Here is a 14,514-nt window from a genome sequence, read left to right on the forward strand (position 1 = left end):
ACAGAGGGGGTCGCCGCGCATAGAGCGCCAACTTCGTTCGTCATAGGTCGCGTCAGGACGAACCAACCCCCTCTGGCTGCCCGTCCTCCGCAGCAGCTGCGGAGGGTGGACCGGCCATCTCCCCCTCAAGTGGGGAGATCAGCAGCATCGAGGAGGTCGCCGCGCGTGAAGCGCCGGCGCCTTTCGGTCGCGAGGCGGTCGAGCCCGGTCGAACCGACCCCCTCTGTCGCCTTCGGCGACATCTCCCCCTCAAGGGGGGAGATGTTACGGCTCCGCCTCGAATACCGGCGTGAACGCCCGTATCGTGCAGGGCGTCGGGTTGACGTGCCGGATCCTCACCCGGCCCTGCCCCTCCCAGCTGTCGTCGATCGGCACCTCGATATTGCCGGTGTAGAGCTTTGCCTTGCCGTCGGGCGCGACGATCGAGGGCATGCGCACGGCCTCCCAGCGGCCGCGCAGGAAGGACTGCACCTGAAGCCCGGTCGTGTCGGTTTCGAGCAGCGACAGGATCAACTTTGCCACCTTCTTGCGGCGGCCGATGAGCGAGCCGTCCTGGCCGCCGACGTCGAGTTCCAGCGTGTCGGCCTCAGACTGGAATGGTAGACCTACCTGCCATTTCGCCGCGGTGGCGCCGCCGGGCAAGGTCACCTGGCCCGAAGCGACGGTGAGCCCGCGAAAAACCTTGCCGCCGGCGAGCACGTCGACTTTTTGCCCATTGAGGTGGCCGAGGCCGGAGACGACGTTGACCGCAGCACCCGAATAGGTCAGGCCGCAATCGACCTGGAAGGCGTCCTCCAGCAGGCCGTATTCGAAGGGCGGCTGCATGATCTCGATGAAGCGCTTGGTCACGCCGCCGATGGTGCGCTTGACGAACAGCCAGATGTCGTCGACGCCGTTCTGTCCGGGGGTTACCGCCGCACTTTCGACAATTGCCCAAGTCGTGGGATCAGGGGCGGAGCCCGAGAAGGTTCCACCAAGGCGGTGGCGGTGCATGCCGCGCACCTCCTGGCTTGGCTGGTGCGTATAGCCGCCAAGCTCGCCATTATCGAGCGGGAACCACAGCATCGGGTCCGGATCGGTCTGGAAGGCGAGCTCGACCACGCCCTGCTTGGCGATGTGTTCGGAAACCTGGCCGATATCGTCCGACTGGTAGCGGCCGGTCTGCACCTGGGTGAGCTCGGCAATGGCGCGGCGCGAGCGCGTGACATAGAGGAAGGATTGCCCCGCATCCACCGGGCGGATGCGGGCGCAGCCGAGCGTGCGCGAGCGGCGGTTCTTGAACGAGGACGGCGTCAGCGCCTCGTCGATGCCGGAGCCCGACAGCGCGCGGATGCCGCCGGAGGTGCCGATCAGCAGCGCGCCGTCGGAATCGGCGATCCAGACGATGTCGTTGGCCTGGCCGCCGCCGGCCTGGACGAATTCCAGCGCGTCATCGTCCTTTTCGCCCAGCGCGAAATTGTCGAAGTCGCCGGTGACCGACGCATACACCGAAAAGCGCCGGCTGAAGGCCAGGCGCTCCTCATAGAGCGAGCCGGACTCGACATATTTGCCGGGCACGAAGGTGCCCAGCCGCCAGCGCGTGATCGGGTTGGTGTTGGGCAAGGCATGGCCGTACAGCACGATTTTGACGACGGTGGTGCTGGTGCGGCTGGTGATCCTGGCCCAGCGCCAGACTCCGTCGGAACCAAGCAGCCGGATGGCGCGGCCGACATCGGTGACCTGGAAGCCGGCGCCGTCATTGATGCCGGCGGTTCCCGATGCGGTGAGGTCGAAAGGCGTCTGGTCGGAAGCCGCGACGTGGAAGGCGAGTTCGGCGGCGATCGAATTGTTGGCGTCATCGCCGCCGCCGCCGCTGAAGACCAGCTGGTGGTATTCGAAGGCGGACTTGTTGGGGAAATCATAAAAGCGCGTCTCGCCGTTGCCCCAGCCGAGCTCGCCGGTGCGCGTGTCGAGCGTGGTCCAGGATACGCCGTCGTTCGAGCCCTGGATCTCCCATGCCGTGAAGAAGTCATAGGCCTGGGTGGCCTTGCTCGATGCCGTCAGCCAGTAGGCATCGACCACCCGCTGAGCGCCGCCGGCGGTGCGATAGCGAATGAAACCGTCGCCGCCGCCGGACAAGATGAGGTGCTGGGTCTTGTCGCGATCGAACATCTTGTAGTCGTCGGCGCTTGCGGCGGTCGCCGAAGCCGTGCCGGACGGCGTCGTGTTCGAGGTCATCTTCGGCGTCAAATGGCCGGTATCGGACGGCGTCAGCGTGGTCGCGGTGTCGTTGATGTCGTCATAGGGGCCGTCCTGGAACTCGAAATCGTCAAGCGTCCAGACGGTGTGCGCGGTGCGCGTCAGCACCTTGGGCGGATAGTTGCGGTGGGTGATCCACATCTGGTCGGCCGACTGCACAAAGGCAAGGTCGAACAGGTCGGCCTCCAGATAGGGCGAGGCGATCTCGACCGTGCCGACGCGCGCGCCATAGGCATAGACGCGGATGTAGAGGTCGCCGAACTCCAGGCAGTAGGCCTGGTCGGAGGAGAAGATGAAGGGAATGCCGCGCGTTTTCCTGGCCGAGTTCTTCACCTCGTTGACGAAGTAGGTGCCGCCGCGGGCCCGGATGCCGCCATGCGGCAGCGTGACGAAGTTCTCGCACTTCGCCAGCGCGGCGCGGTAAAGGTCGAGCGAGGCGCGGGAATGGAGCCTGGGCGAGATCTCGCCGCGGGTGAAGACATCCTGGATCGGATAAAGCGCCGTCATTAACGAAGACTCCGGAAATCACCGCGCTGCGTCGCCCAGGCGCCGGCGTAGAGCCGGCCGCCGCGCTGGATGGCGTTGGCCGAGAACGCGGCGTCGAGCGCACGATCATAAGCGGCACGGGCGACATCGATCATGCCGGCCTTGTGGGTCAGCGGATGCGCAATCTTGATGGCGAGCGCCGCCACCAGCACTTCGGTGAACAGCGCATCCCAGTCGTTGGGGTCCGTGAGGTTGGCGATGTAGCGGATGGTCAGCGGACCCGAGCGATCGGAATAGATCAATCCAGCCTCCTGGCGCCAGGAGATCGGCACGCCGTCCGGCTCGCCGTTGTCGGTCAAGGGAAGCGGGCGGATGCAGTCGGCCGGCAGTTCATAGACAAAGTTCAACGTGCATTCGCCGCTGCCGGTGTCGGAGGCCGGGACCGAGGCCGAGAGGATGGCGAACACCCAGGCATGCTTGGCCAACTCGCCCTCGCGGGTGAGGTCGAAATGCAAGTTCAAGAGCCGGGCCGCCTTGACATCCTGATCGAGACTGTCGATCGGCGCCTCGTCGAGAACGGCTAAAGCCATGTTGGCGATGTCGAGCGGGGTGATGGCCATGGGTCGGTGATCCGTGGTGGGTGGGAATTGCAGGCATGAAAAAAGCCGCCCGAGGCGGCTTGGATTTCGAAAGGATAAAGGATGTGCGCGAAGTGGAATCCGACGTGATTGAGGGGCGGCTCAAATGAAACGCGCCGGAGGAAACCCCCGGCGCGTCGAAGGCAGAGCTTGGCTGCGGTCTAGAATTTCATGCCGACGGCAACCCTGAAATCATGCGTCTGGACCGTATGTTCCAACAAGCAGTTGCCGGGGCAGTAGCTCAGCGTCTTCTTGCCGAAGAAAGAGAAATCGTATTCGCCACGCAGGAAGACGTTGTGGGTCAGCGCCACGTCGACACCGGCGCCGACAATGCCGCCAACGACAGTGGCGTCCCGCTCGGCCGAGCCGCCGGGCCAGAAGGTCTTCAGCTTCGCCGCGGTGACGCCCGCGGTCAGGTACGGCAGATAATTTCCCATGTCCATGCCGACCCTGCCCTTCAGCGATCCAAAAAGGCCGGTCGATACGTTCAGAGTGCCTGGACCAGTAACCCCGGTAAAACTCGATTTCTTGAAGCGGTAGCCAAGCTCGCCTTCAACGCCATAGACGATCTTGCCGGATTGGAAATTATAGCCCGCAAAGCCGCCGAGGGTCGCCGAGCCGACATTCTTCTTGGTGTCGGTGAATGCGGGAGCGCCGGGAGCATGGATCTTGAAGTGCTCGAGCGTTCCGGCGCCGAAGGCACCGGCATACGGACCTTGCCACGTCCATTCCGGTGTGACGATAGGTGCCGTCAAGTCAGCGGCCATTGCCGGTGCGCACAGTGCAACGCCAAGGGCCGAAGCAAGCAAAATGGATTTCATTGGATTCCCCGCAAATTCGCTGCGAGGAACCATAAGCAAATATCGGGTTAGGGTGCTGTAGCAAACGGAACACAGTGTCACGAAAACCACACTGCCCAGACGCTCGGCAGGGGGCTGGAGTTTCTCGCCCCTGCCCCTGCCAGTTTGGACCCCTTGCTCCCTCCGCTCACGGACGAGAGCTTTGCTTTCGATGCTTGCGGGCGGGGCTTCTCTCCGGTCGCCTGTGGTCGAAAGCCTTCGGTCTTGCCCCTACGCCTCGGTCGTCTTCAGCGCGATGAAGCTCATGTTCTTGACGCTCGACGCGGTGCGGTCCCAGTTCGCCGCCAGTGCCAGTTCCGCGTCGGTGGCGAATTCGCCGGCGGTGGAAGCGTCGAGGAAGCGGGTGCCCGGCACATGCGCCACGAAATGCCGGCGGCCGACCATTTCGGTGACGCCGCCGCCATGGCCCTGGCGCGGCTTGCGGTCGAACTCCAGCGGACCGCCCTCGGAGTTCACCGGCAGCTCGTTCCACAGGATCGCCTTGTCCTTGAACATGAAGGCGGTGTAGACGCCCGCAGCCTGCGGGATGTCATCGTCGACCACGCAGCGCAGCCCCATGTAATAGGGGATCAGCGGCCCGCCCTGCTCCGAGGACGGCACGTAGTCGATGAGGTCGGCGAGCTTCAGGGCCTTCATCTGCTTGGAATGCATCCAGATGGTGCGGAACTTGTCCGCGCGATCGCCCATCAGGTAGGCCGCCTCGATGATGTCGGTGTCGACGATGGAGGCGCCGGTGGCGCGCACCAGGTCGCCGCCGTCATTGGCGACGTTGTCGGCCAGCACGCCCTTCAGGATGCCGAGCAGGGTCAGCTTGTTGGCGCGCTGCCAATATTCGGTCTGGCGGCGCACGATGAGCTTCTGCGGGTCGTCGCCGGCAAGGATCGCGGTCAGATCCGGAACGCCCCACGCCTGGGCGCGGACATTGCGGGCGGCGACCTCGCGGCGCGAGCCGATCTTCTTCATCTCGATGGAATCGGCCGGATCGTCGTTGACCGGCTCCGACGGATCGTTGCCGAGGTCCTTCCAGCCGGGCATGTCGACGGAGCGGCCGCCCATCGAGAGTTTGGCGGAAATCGCCGGGTCGGAAAACAGGATGCCGGCCTGGTAGATCTCGAGCGACTGGACGTGCTCCTCGAACGAGTACTGGGCATAGACGGACGGAACGATCGCGTCCGCGATGCGGGTATAGGCGTCTGCCATTCTTTTGTTCCTTTGAGGGTTGGTTGAGGCGGTGAAATCGCCCGGCTAAAGCGGGTTGTTGGGCATCCAGAGATCGGGGTTTTCGCCCGCATCCCTGGCCAACCGCCGGGCGCGTTGAGGGTCGCTTTTGACAAGGGCGGAGATGGCCGAAATGTTGCGCTCGCCGGCTGCGTTGCGGCGGAAGGGGTTTTGGCCCCTGGGCGCTCCGTCGGCGTCGATCGTGTCTTCGCGGAACATCGCCTCGCCGATGGCGTGAAAAGCCCGGGCGATCTGCGGATCGGTCAGCGCGCCGTCGGGCAGAAGGATGCCCTTCTGCTTGTAGGCGTTGACCAGGCCGAGCTTCTTCATCGCCCGGTTGGCGACCTCCAGCTTCTGGCGAAAACCGTCGCTGTCGGTCGGCCCCCAGTCGCGCACCAGTTCGTCATGGGTGGCTTCGACCGAGCGCGACAGCGCCGCCTGCTGGGCCGCAGCCTGCTCGGCCATGTAGCCGACGAAGCGGTCGTGATAGGCCTGCGCGATCTTCGGGCTGGCGCCCGCTTCGACCGCCCAGGCCTTGGAGGCATTGGCGAGTTCGTCCGAATAGGCGAAGTTTTCCGGCAGGTTCTCAGGCCGCCGGTATTCGACCTTCTCGGCCGAGGTCAGCGGACGCATCGCCTCCGGCAATCTGGAATGGAACCTGTCCCACTCCTCCTTCGGCGCGTCCTTGGCCGGAACGCGCAGGCTTTCGCCTTGCTGGCGCTCCAGTTCCGCATAGGATGTGAAAACCCGATCGAGGCTTTCGGCCTTGTTCCAGCCCTTGGCTTCAGCGAGCTTGCGGTTGCCTTCGGAAAGACCGTCAAACCAACTTCTGCCGGCCGCCGGGGCGGACCCGTTGTCCACGGAAGCCGGAGGCGCCGCCAGGTTGCCCGCCGGCCGAGCGGCCGCGGACCCGGCCTCTGCCAGATCTGTCATGTGATGTTCCTTTGTTCAGACTCGAGATGTGAGTGATGGGCGCCAGCGTCGCGGCGCGAAATCTCCCCCCTTGAGGGGGAGATGGCCGGCAGGCAGAGGGGGTCGCCGCGCATGGAGCGCCAACGTGCTGCAAAGCAAAAGGAGGTCGGCGTTCTACGCGCACGGACCCCCTCTGTCGCCTTCGGCGACATCTCCCCCTCGAGGGGGGAGATTTCGCTCACGCATTATCGCCCCAGTTCTCCCACAGCAGCGTGATCGTTCCCGTCACAGCAATCGTGCCATCAGCGTCGATATCGGTTCCCGTTGCAAACGCCAGGTTGAGATAGAGGTCGACCGGCGTCGCCGTGCCGTCGAGTGTCGAGGCGGCAGCGATGTCGGCGGTGGAAGCCGTGGAGAGCGCAGCACCCGCGCCGTCCAGCGCGCGGGCGGTCGAAGCGAGCACGTTGGCCATGGTGCTGGCGAGCGTGGCGCTGGACGCCGGAGCCGAGCCCAGCGACCATGTGAGCGCGGCGTTGTCGTTTATAGTGGAAGCGCGCGTGGTCAGCACGGCAAACTGCAGCCTTGCCGTGCCGCCTTTGATGCGCACCTTGCCGTCGGAAAAGTCGAAGATCTTCTGCGAGGCATAGGCCAACGCATCGGTGACCGGCACCTGCATGCCGGAGAAGGTGAAGACGGTTCGGTAAGCACCGCCCTGCCCGCTGGTCACAGCCTTCAGCCCGAGTTTCGGCGGCGCAACGCCGGCCTCGCGGGCGGCGGCACGGGAAAGGGTCCGGGGAAGTCCTCGGGTCATGTTATTTCTCCATTCTTGGGGGGAATTCTGTGGACGGCTTCTTGAATTGTGTGTATCGATACACAACATGAAGAGCGCGGATGTCATCGACAGTTTGTTGGCCGATGGCTGGTTCGAGGTGGGTCGCAAGGGCAGTCATGCCCAGTTCAAACATCGTCGCAAACCGGGCCGGGTGACCGTCCCGCATCCCAAGCGCGACATCCCGATCGGCACGCTGAAAAGCATCGAGAAGCAATCCGGCCTGAAGCTGAGGTAGAGAAATGCGTCACTATATCGGACTGATTCACAAGGAAGCCGACAGCGATTTCGGCGTCTCCTTCCCTGACTTTCCGGGCGTGGTCACGGCCGGCACGACCCTTGATGATGCCCGCGCCATGGCAGAGGAGGCGCTGGCCTTTCACGTCGACGGCCTTGTCGAGGATGGTGAAGCCATTCCCGAGCCGTCATCCCTCGATGACGTGATGGCCGACAGCGACAACCGCATGGGCGTAGCCATCCTGGTCGCCCTGAAAGCCGAAGCGGCGAAGGTCGTGCGCGTCAACGTCTCCATTCCGGAGGACGTGCTCAGCGAAATCGACCGCTATGCCGAACGCCACGGCTACAGCCGTTCCGGGTTCCTGACTGCGGCCGCCAAGCAGGCGATGCGTAACGAGGCCGCCTAGGAACTTCGCATTCTGATTCAGGCGGGAGCACCATCCTTTTGTTGATGCTGATCTTTCCGGTTTGGAAACCATGGCGTTCAACCGCCTGGAAACCGTGACTCACTTCGTGAGCGGGCTTCGCCGCCGTTCCGCCGCAATGCGACCGCACTTGGCGCAATCGCCCCTTTTCTCAGTCCCTGGGGCTTCAGAGGAGTTCTAGAGATGATCATCAAAAAGGCCATTCTCGCGGTTCTGATGACTGCCGCGCTCGCCGGCTGCGAGACGCAGACCGAAGGCCAGCAGCGGGCCACCACTGGCGCATTGCTGGGCGGCGCCGGCGGCGCTCTCGTCGGCCAGGCGATCGGCGGCAACACCAAGAGCACGGTGATCGGTGCCGCCAGTGGCGCCCTGCTCGGCGCTGTCGTCGGCAGCGCCACCACCCCGCAGCGGCGCGGCGACCAGCTCTGCCGCTATCAGGACCGCTACGGCCGCATCTACACCGCGCCCTGCGACGACCGGTATTACAACGGCGACTATTGATTGTTAGCCACCTTCTCCCCGTTCAACGCAGGGCTGTCCGGGGAAAGTTATTCATAATCGAAGCCCAACTGGTTTGGGGATGTTCGATCCCTTCGGCGGCTCGAATTGATCGGAGGCGGCTTGTTGATGGCCTCGATTCTTCGGCGCTCGAGCAGGCATTGGCTAACCAGATCGGTGAAGCGCAGGATGGGCATGGCGATGCGGTAGGTCCGGGCGGCGATGCGCAGCAGCGCATAGGCGATCATGGCGGCGAAGAGCTGCAGGCGGATGGCGTTGTCGTTGTTGCCGAGGAACCTGCGTATCTTGAGATGCTGTTTGATCCAACGGAACAAGAGTTCGATCTGCCAGCGGCCCTTATAGAGCGCGGCAATCTCAACGGCCGGGCGCTTGAGATCGTTGGTCAGCAGCGTGATGGTGTCGCCGTCCTGGCGCTTGACGATCAGGCGGCGCAATTTGATCGGCAGCTTGCAGTGGGTTTTGCCGGCAAGGCTCACCTCAGCGTCGTCGAGAACGGTGAAGCCGTCGCCCCGCGCGACCTTGACGGGACGTTCGGAGAGCACCTCGAGCCCCATGTTGGATTTGGGTCGGGTGACGAAGAAAGCTTGGGCTGCGGCGATCTGCGTCCACCAGCCGTAATGGCAATAACCCTTGTCGAACACATAGGTCGCGCCCTTCTCGATGGCGATCGTGCGGCCGACCTGGGCATCGTTGACGTTGGCATCGGTGATGTCGAGGATGCGCGGGCAATCGGCGTTGGGATCATAGACGACGTGCATCTTCATGCCGCGGATGCGACCGTTCGACTTGGCCCAGCCGCACAACTTGCCGAGCGGGATCGGTGTGGAATCGATCAGCCGCAGCATAGCGGTGCCCTCACGGCGTGTCTGCCGGTCGAGTTGGTTGGCGAGCAGGCCGAAGATCTCGGCAAAGACGGCGACGGGGCGCCTGCGGCCGGCATCCGACAAGGTCGAGCGCCGCAACACGTCACTGCCCAGATGGTAATGATGCTGGCCGTTGGCGTTCCAGCCGGCTTCCAGGCTGCGAAGGCTCGCACTACCGCTGAGCTGGGCATAGATCAGCACCATGAGATGGTCCCAACTTCTGAACGACTTGTCGTAGGCGTCCCCGCCATGGCTATCCACAATCGTCTGGAAGCGGCGGCGATTGATCGGTTCAACCAGCTTGCCAAGAATGCTAGGCGTAAAGCGCATGCCCCGTCCCCTTTCTGAGTCTCGACAACCAGAAGGTAGACGGAAAATCCCCGTCTTACGGGGCATGCGCCTGCGGTATTTCGATTCACCAAACACTTTCCCCGGACAGCCCTGCGTTCAACGGGGAGAAGGGTCCCGGCAGGGGGATGAGGGGCAGCGCGAAGGTCTGACATGCTGGCGCTGTCGAGCGCTGCCAAGAGCGCAGACAGCCCTCGACCTATGGCCGCATCGACAACGGATGCACTGTCACCGTAATTTCCATTCGATCGCCCGGCCGCTAAAGCCAAGACGGCTGACATCGCTCAATTACCTTTGAGCTCCGGCAAAATCCTCTCGTCGAGGAACTTGAGGCGGCCGGCCAGAGTTGCATCGACGTTGACCGGTATCAATTCCGCCACCGATTTCCCCTCTCGCGCTGCCTCGACCCATTCTTCAAGGGCACCGATATAGCTGTCTAGGACCTCGAAGGGCGTGGTAGCGTCATCAGCAGGGAGAAATGCCGGCGGCACGTCGCCGACGATCACCCAAATCCATCGGTTCACCTCCGGACGCCCAGGCTCTATCTCGAACAGGAAAATGTAGATTATTCCTTCGGCGCCATATCCAAGGTACTCGCCTTTAATGGATAGGACCCAGTTGTAAAATTCGAGATATTGACGGGCCTCGACGCGGGCAGAATAGAGGTCGTCGTCTCCAGTGCTGACATCAGCAGGGGGCAAGCGCGTGACACTGCTGAAGTCTGGCTTTGCAAGTTTGTCCATTGGCTAGGGATCAATCCAGGTGCTTGAGATTCGCCACGATCTATGCCTCGTCAGCTCGCAGGCTGGCTTTGCCGGCGGCGGCCGCGAATAAAATCCACGACAAGCCAGATCAACTGAGCGACGATGTAACTAGTCTATGAGACCAATCGGGCGCCCCGTTATCCGAGTAGCCGTAAGCGGACGCGGCAACGGCGAGCACCCCGCAAATGACATGCACCAACAACAGGCGGGGCACGCCACCGTTCCAGCGCCTTGTGATCCATAGCAGCAAGCGGCTCAGCAAAAATGTCGGAACCAGAGCCCCGAGCAGCATCGCGGCAGAACCTGCACCCATTTTTACCCCCCCTTAGTTTCGAATGGCGAGGATAGTCGTCTTTCGGTCCTCAACCTTACGCCCAGCTGCAATCTTAGATTGTATAGATTTAACTAATCTACATTTTCGGCTGTGCGCAACCATATCGTGTGAGGGCATGACCACTGATATCTATAGCCTACTCCCAGCGAAAGCCGCCGCGTACCTCCCAGCGACCCCGGACTATGGCGCTAGCATCAAACTACAGAGTAAACTCTGTCGGCGTCTCAGCCATCCTTGAGGTTTACGGGCGTCCCCGGCGGCAGTCCTTTTACCTTAGCTATGATCTGCCCCATGATATGCCAGTAAACTTCCAAGTCCGTTATTTCCATGTTGGAAATGTCATCTTCGCCACCGAGGAAAAGCGGTGTCTTGTAGCCGATACATTGGTCATAAGCCGGCTGCGCTCCACCACTCGGCAACCAGTCCTCTGCATATATGTTCGCAGCCAGCGCTGCGTCGGGATTTTCAATCACCAATGCATCATGGAAAGTCTCGATGTTGGCCGGTATTTTAAGAGCCTTGCCGGTGCCCGGCTCAAATAGGACGACACCAGGCTGTCCCTTTTCCAGCCTCTGGTTGTCAATCGCGAATGCAGAACCCTGCCAGTCGTAGCCAAAGCAAGCAACCCGCCCGATAGTCTCCGGAAATCCCAAGTTTATCCTGGCGTTCCAGACCGAAATATCCTGCCCACGGATGATGCGGTATAAGCCTTGTTTGAATGAGCCCCCTCCGAAATCGCGCAAGAGTTCGTTCAAGCTCGCGACACCCGTGTCTGGGCCGGCCTTTCCTGGATCCTCGGCTACCCTGCTGTCTATCGCAAAGCTCTCTCGGAATTTTTCGAACACTATCGCTCTCCAATTGTGACCTTATTAATCACTGTTCCGATGGGTAAGTCTTTTATTTGATGCCAAATTTGTGCGCCTAGACTTCGATTTACACTCGCGTCCAGCGGCATAAAATTGGACAGCTCGTGAAGGCCTCCCAGTTGCAGGTCAATCATATGATCGATATCGCTGCCGAATGGAATCAACAAACTGGCGTCCTCGAAGATTTTCCTAGCAGATTTCCCGGCACGGACCGCATGGCTAACCACGGTGGCGACCTCCGTCAATATTTTTACCTTTAGATCAGCTGCCGCTCGCTGCGCCGCGGTCCAGTGAGACATATAGGTTAGATGTAGATCTTGGCCGCCGGAAGCTCCATTGGTTGGGCCGCGTTCCGTCGCTGAGCTTGGACTAGCCTCTGCGGTCGGTTGGTTCGATGCACCTTCCGGGGTTGGTGGCTTTGATGGCTGCCGGGCAGAAAGGACATCCGCGGCGGCCGCGTTCTCACCAACAAATGGCTGGCCGGCGGGCGGATCAACTGAGGTCCGTGTGCCCGGTAAGGGATAGGCATTTGAGCTGTTTACGACGGTGTCCGAAGCAGGACCGCCGAACAGCTTTCTCGCGACCTGCCCGCCAATCGCATTAAGGCTCTCAGCGAGCGCATTGCCGCCCGAGCCGAGAACCACGCCGGAGGCCACTTCCGGTACGACGTCCCGGCCGTTGAGAGCGGCATCGACGCCACCGAGCACGGCGCCGTCGGCGGCTGCCGTAGCGCTTCGCGCAAACAGACCTCGCAGGCCCCCTACGGCTTCAGCTCCGAATTTTCCCGTGAAAGTAAGGCCCGCGCTCTGAAGGCCGTGGCCTGTGACGAAAGCGCCAAGTAGTTTCGCGGCGGTACCTGCCGAGCCGGCACGGTCCTCGGCGTCTTCGGTTTCGGCTTGTTCGGCTGCCCGTAGTTCGGCGTAGCTCTGGTCGGAGAAGAGCGAGTTCAAGCCGGCGGAAATCGTATCCGCCTGACCGAAAGTCGCGCTGTTGGCCATGAGCCTGACAGTGTCGTTCGCCGCCGCAAATGGCTTTTGCCACCATGAGCCGGCGTCGAACCGCACCCGAGCGGGATGCTCGGCCATCTCGAGCAAATTAGCTTGGAGAGCTCTTTCCTGGGCTTCCAACTCTGCGGGGGAAATCTTTGGATCGTCCGCCGCGTTTTGCCGGATGCGAGCCAAGGCAGATTGAAAGACCTGTCCGGCGAAGGTGAAGCGCGCCTCAGGGTCGCGCACTGCCTTGAATTTCTCGCTCAGCTCGATGATGCGCTGCTGCAGCGGCACGCTCTTATCGACGTATCTTGCGCCCAGGTTGTCCGAGAACTCCTGCGGGACAGACAACACCGTCCTGAAACCCATTTGCTGCTGAGCAGCCCGGGCCCAGTTGACGGCAGCTTGGAAATCCTCCGGCGTCGAGATCTTGTTCCAGTCTGGAGCAAAGCCGCGAAACAGTTGACTGACGTAGGCGACGGGATCAGCGTCGCGGGCGACCATGATCAGTTGGGCGGCACCGGCCTTTACTTCGTAGCGTTCACGCGCTTCCAGTGAACTGCCGGAGCCAGGCCTGGAGTGCAGGAGTTCGGCATGTATTGCCTGGTTCGAGGCCGCGTACATATCGGAGTACGCCTTCGCGACGCCGGTGGTGATCCGGAAATGCTCGAAGCGGTTCGAACCCTCGTCGGCGCCGTAGACATTGACGAAGTCCTGAGCGGTCGGCTCTTCCTCGGGGTACTTGCCGATGGTGGCGATGACGGCCGGCGCGTTCTGCTCGGCAAGCATGACCCGCGCATTGGCACCGACCATCTGGGCCGCAGTGGCGTTGTTGGCCTGAGCCTTCAGCGCCGCGATATCGCCGGGGTTCAGGTACGTGATGGCATCGAGAGGTATAGATGCCGGGCCATCCCGCGACGGCCGTTCGCCAAACGCCTGAGCCCCGGCACCAAGCTGCGCCCGCACCGTTTCGCCCATGCCGTCGCCGGCCACTGGTCCGGCGCTCAGCATCTCGGCGGCGCGGCGGGGATCCTGCGCGATCAGCGCCTGCATGCGCGCCTTTGCCGTGCTGGCGCGCCAGGCGGCTTCGGCCTGCAGCCTGATCTGCGGGTCGAGGTCCATCTTGGCGATGAGGTCGAGGCCGGTCTGTCGGGAGGCGTCGAACGCGGCGGTGTCGTTCGGGTCGCTTTGCGCGATGTTGTTGAGCTCGGCGGTGTGGACCTCCGCCACCTGATCCTGCTCATATTGCTTGCGGCGCTGATTTTGCTGGAGCGCCATTCGTATCGAGCCTGCCTCGCGCAGCGCTTCCTTGCGACTGGCGAGACCGGGGCGCAGTTCGGGCGGCGCCTGCTTCAGGAAATTGCCGAACAGCGTGTCGAACAGGCCGGTCTTCACCACCTGGCCGGTGTACGGATCGACCTGGCCGTACATGGCTTCGTGCAGGCCGGCGCCGTCGGCGGGCGCGTTGGCCACGGCATCGGCCTCGGCCTTGGCGAGCTCGCCGTTCAGCCGGCGTGCGGCGATCTCGGTGTCAAAGGCCTGCTGCTGCGCCTTGCGCTGCTCGTAACGCTCGGCGGCGGCCTGCCACCTGTCGCCGAGCTGCTGCACGGCCGCGCCGATCGGCGAGGAGTCCGGATATTGCACCGCATTGCCGGTATCGAGCCGGCGCTCGCCGACGAACAGGGGGATGATGTGGACCATTGGCTGTTTCCTGCCCGGGCGGTTTGAGAGCGCGCGCGGCGACCAGCCGCCGAGGCGGCGGCCGGTTCGGTTGCGGATGGTGAGGTTCGGCTGGAGCCTGGATGGTGAAAGGAGCGAGGTTGGTCCGTAGGGCGCGGCGCGCGCGACAGCTGATCTCCCCCTCGTGGGGCCCTCGTGGGGGAGATGTCCGGCAGGACAGAGGGGGGCGCCGTAGAGCACCTGCCTCGAGCGGGCCTGGCTGGGCTTCAACTAAGAAACCTGGCGAAGGATATTGAGAAAGCGCGGCA

Annotated in this window: 13 protein-coding genes; 3 read left to right on the forward strand and 10 right to left on the reverse strand. The window is 62.8% G+C overall.

Going from position 1 to position 14,514, the window contains the following annotated elements; genetic code table 11:
* Positions 1-264: 264 nt before the first annotated feature.
* The 6 genes from FJ974_RS20905 to FJ974_RS20930 all read right to left on the reverse strand — a co-directional run bounded on the left by FJ974_RS20905 (position 265) and on the right by FJ974_RS20930 (position 7,163).
* The gene (locus tag FJ974_RS20905) at positions 265-2,745 is read right to left on the reverse strand and encodes a hypothetical protein (protein ID WP_140536730.1); all 2,481 of its coding nucleotides are present in this window, start codon (positions 2,743-2,745) and stop codon (positions 265-267) included.
* Positions 2,745-3,344: a hypothetical protein gene (locus tag FJ974_RS20910; protein ID WP_140536733.1), complete on the reverse strand. Its 600-nt coding sequence runs from the start codon at positions 3,342-3,344 to the stop codon at positions 2,745-2,747. Before FJ974_RS20910 ends, FJ974_RS20905 begins: the two co-directional genes overlap by 1 nt.
* A 179-nt stretch (positions 3,345-3,523) precedes the next feature.
* On the reverse strand, positions 3,524-4,117 hold the full coding sequence (locus FJ974_RS20915; protein WP_264296774.1) for an outer membrane protein: 594 nt from the start codon (positions 4,115-4,117) through the stop codon (positions 3,524-3,526).
* Positions 4,118-4,432: 315 nt separating this feature from the next.
* On the reverse strand, positions 4,433-5,422 hold the full coding sequence (locus FJ974_RS20920; RefSeq protein WP_140536738.1) for a Coat protein: 990 nt from the start codon (positions 5,420-5,422) through the stop codon (positions 4,433-4,435).
* A gap of 45 nt (positions 5,423-5,467) precedes the next feature.
* A complete protein-coding gene (locus FJ974_RS20925; protein WP_140536741.1) occupies positions 5,468-6,373 on the reverse strand; it encodes a hypothetical protein in 906 nt (301 codons plus the stop codon).
* Between the two features lie 217 nt (positions 6,374-6,590).
* Positions 6,591-7,163 (reverse strand): hypothetical protein, encoded by a 573-nt coding sequence (locus FJ974_RS20930; protein WP_140536744.1) that lies wholly within the window; start codon positions 7,161-7,163, stop codon positions 6,591-6,593.
* Between the two features lie 67 nt (positions 7,164-7,230).
* On the opposite strand from FJ974_RS20930, the gene FJ974_RS20935 reads away from it, so the two are divergent.
* The 3 genes from FJ974_RS20935 to FJ974_RS20945 all read left to right on the forward strand — a co-directional run bounded on the left by FJ974_RS20935 (position 7,231) and on the right by FJ974_RS20945 (position 8,344).
* On the forward strand, positions 7,231-7,419 hold the full coding sequence (locus tag FJ974_RS20935; protein WP_140536747.1) for a type II toxin-antitoxin system HicA family toxin: 189 nt from the start codon (positions 7,231-7,233) through the stop codon (positions 7,417-7,419).
* A gap of 4 nt (positions 7,420-7,423) precedes the next feature.
* Positions 7,424-7,825 (forward strand): type II toxin-antitoxin system HicB family antitoxin, encoded by a 402-nt coding sequence (locus tag FJ974_RS20940; protein WP_140536750.1) that lies wholly within the window; start codon positions 7,424-7,426, stop codon positions 7,823-7,825.
* A 201-nt stretch (positions 7,826-8,026) separates the two neighbouring features.
* Positions 8,027-8,344, forward strand: coding sequence for a YMGG-like glycine zipper-containing protein (locus FJ974_RS20945; protein WP_140536753.1), 318 nt, complete (start codon positions 8,027-8,029; stop codon positions 8,342-8,344).
* Positions 8,345-8,391: 47 nt separating this feature from the next.
* Here FJ974_RS20945 and FJ974_RS20950 read toward each other — a convergent pair whose 3' ends face one another.
* From FJ974_RS20950 to FJ974_RS20965, 4 genes are all read right to left on the reverse strand, one after another.
* Positions 8,392-9,555 carry an IS4 family transposase gene (locus tag FJ974_RS20950; RefSeq protein WP_140539332.1) on the reverse strand — a complete coding sequence of 388 codons (1,164 nt, stop codon included), beginning with the start codon at positions 9,553-9,555 and terminating at the stop codon, positions 8,392-8,394.
* 302 nt (positions 9,556-9,857) lie between these two features.
* Entirely contained in the window at positions 9,858-10,316 is a 459-nt protein-coding gene (locus FJ974_RS20955) for a hypothetical protein (RefSeq protein WP_140539273.1), read from the reverse strand.
* A gap of 579 nt (positions 10,317-10,895) precedes the next feature.
* Positions 10,896-11,516 (reverse strand): T6SS immunity protein Tdi1 domain-containing protein, encoded by a 621-nt coding sequence (locus FJ974_RS20960; protein WP_140539274.1) that lies wholly within the window; start codon positions 11,514-11,516, stop codon positions 10,896-10,898.
* A complete protein-coding gene (locus FJ974_RS20965) occupies positions 11,516-14,227 on the reverse strand; it encodes a hypothetical protein (RefSeq protein WP_181177350.1) in 2,712 nt (903 codons plus the stop codon). The genes FJ974_RS20960 and FJ974_RS20965 overlap by 1 nt, the downstream gene beginning before the upstream one ends.
* Positions 14,228-14,514 lie beyond the last annotated feature (287 nt).

The sequence above is a fragment of the Mesorhizobium sp. B1-1-8 genome (assembly GCF_006442795.2).
Classification (GTDB): Bacteria; Pseudomonadota; Alphaproteobacteria; order Rhizobiales; family Rhizobiaceae; genus Mesorhizobium.

What these genes read in the sequence shown, in the direction of transcription:
- FJ974_RS20940 (WP_140536750.1), top strand. Translation starts at nt 7,424, where the DNA reads ATGCGTCACTATATCGGACTGATTCACAAGGAAGCCGACAGCGATTTC.
- FJ974_RS20910 (WP_140536733.1), bottom strand. Translation starts at nt 3,344, where the DNA reads ATGGCCATCACCCCGCTCGACATCGCCAACATGGCTTTAGCCGTTCTC.
- FJ974_RS20955 (WP_140539273.1), bottom strand. Translation starts at nt 10,316, where the DNA reads ATGGACAAACTTGCAAAGCCAGACTTCAGCAGTGTCACGCGCTTGCCC.
- FJ974_RS20965 (WP_181177350.1), bottom strand. Translation starts at nt 14,227, where the DNA reads ATGGTCCACATCATCCCCCTGTTCGTCGGCGAGCGCCGGCTCGATACC.
- FJ974_RS20920 (WP_140536738.1), bottom strand. Translation starts at nt 5,422, where the DNA reads ATGGCAGACGCCTATACCCGCATCGCGGACGCGATCGTTCCGTCCGTC.
- FJ974_RS20945 (WP_140536753.1), top strand. Translation starts at nt 8,027, where the DNA reads ATGATCATCAAAAAGGCCATTCTCGCGGTTCTGATGACTGCCGCGCTC.
- FJ974_RS20930 (WP_140536744.1), bottom strand. Translation starts at nt 7,163, where the DNA reads ATGACCCGAGGACTTCCCCGGACCCTTTCCCGTGCCGCCGCCCGCGAG.
- FJ974_RS20925 (WP_140536741.1), bottom strand. Translation starts at nt 6,373, where the DNA reads ATGACAGATCTGGCAGAGGCCGGGTCCGCGGCCGCTCGGCCGGCGGGC.
- FJ974_RS20905 (WP_140536730.1), bottom strand. Translation starts at nt 2,745, where the DNA reads ATGACGGCGCTTTATCCGATCCAGGATGTCTTCACCCGCGGCGAGATC.
- FJ974_RS20950 (WP_140539332.1), bottom strand. Translation starts at nt 9,555, where the DNA reads ATGCGCTTTACGCCTAGCATTCTTGGCAAGCTGGTTGAACCGATCAAT.
- FJ974_RS20935 (WP_140536747.1), top strand. Translation starts at nt 7,231, where the DNA reads ATGAAGAGCGCGGATGTCATCGACAGTTTGTTGGCCGATGGCTGGTTC.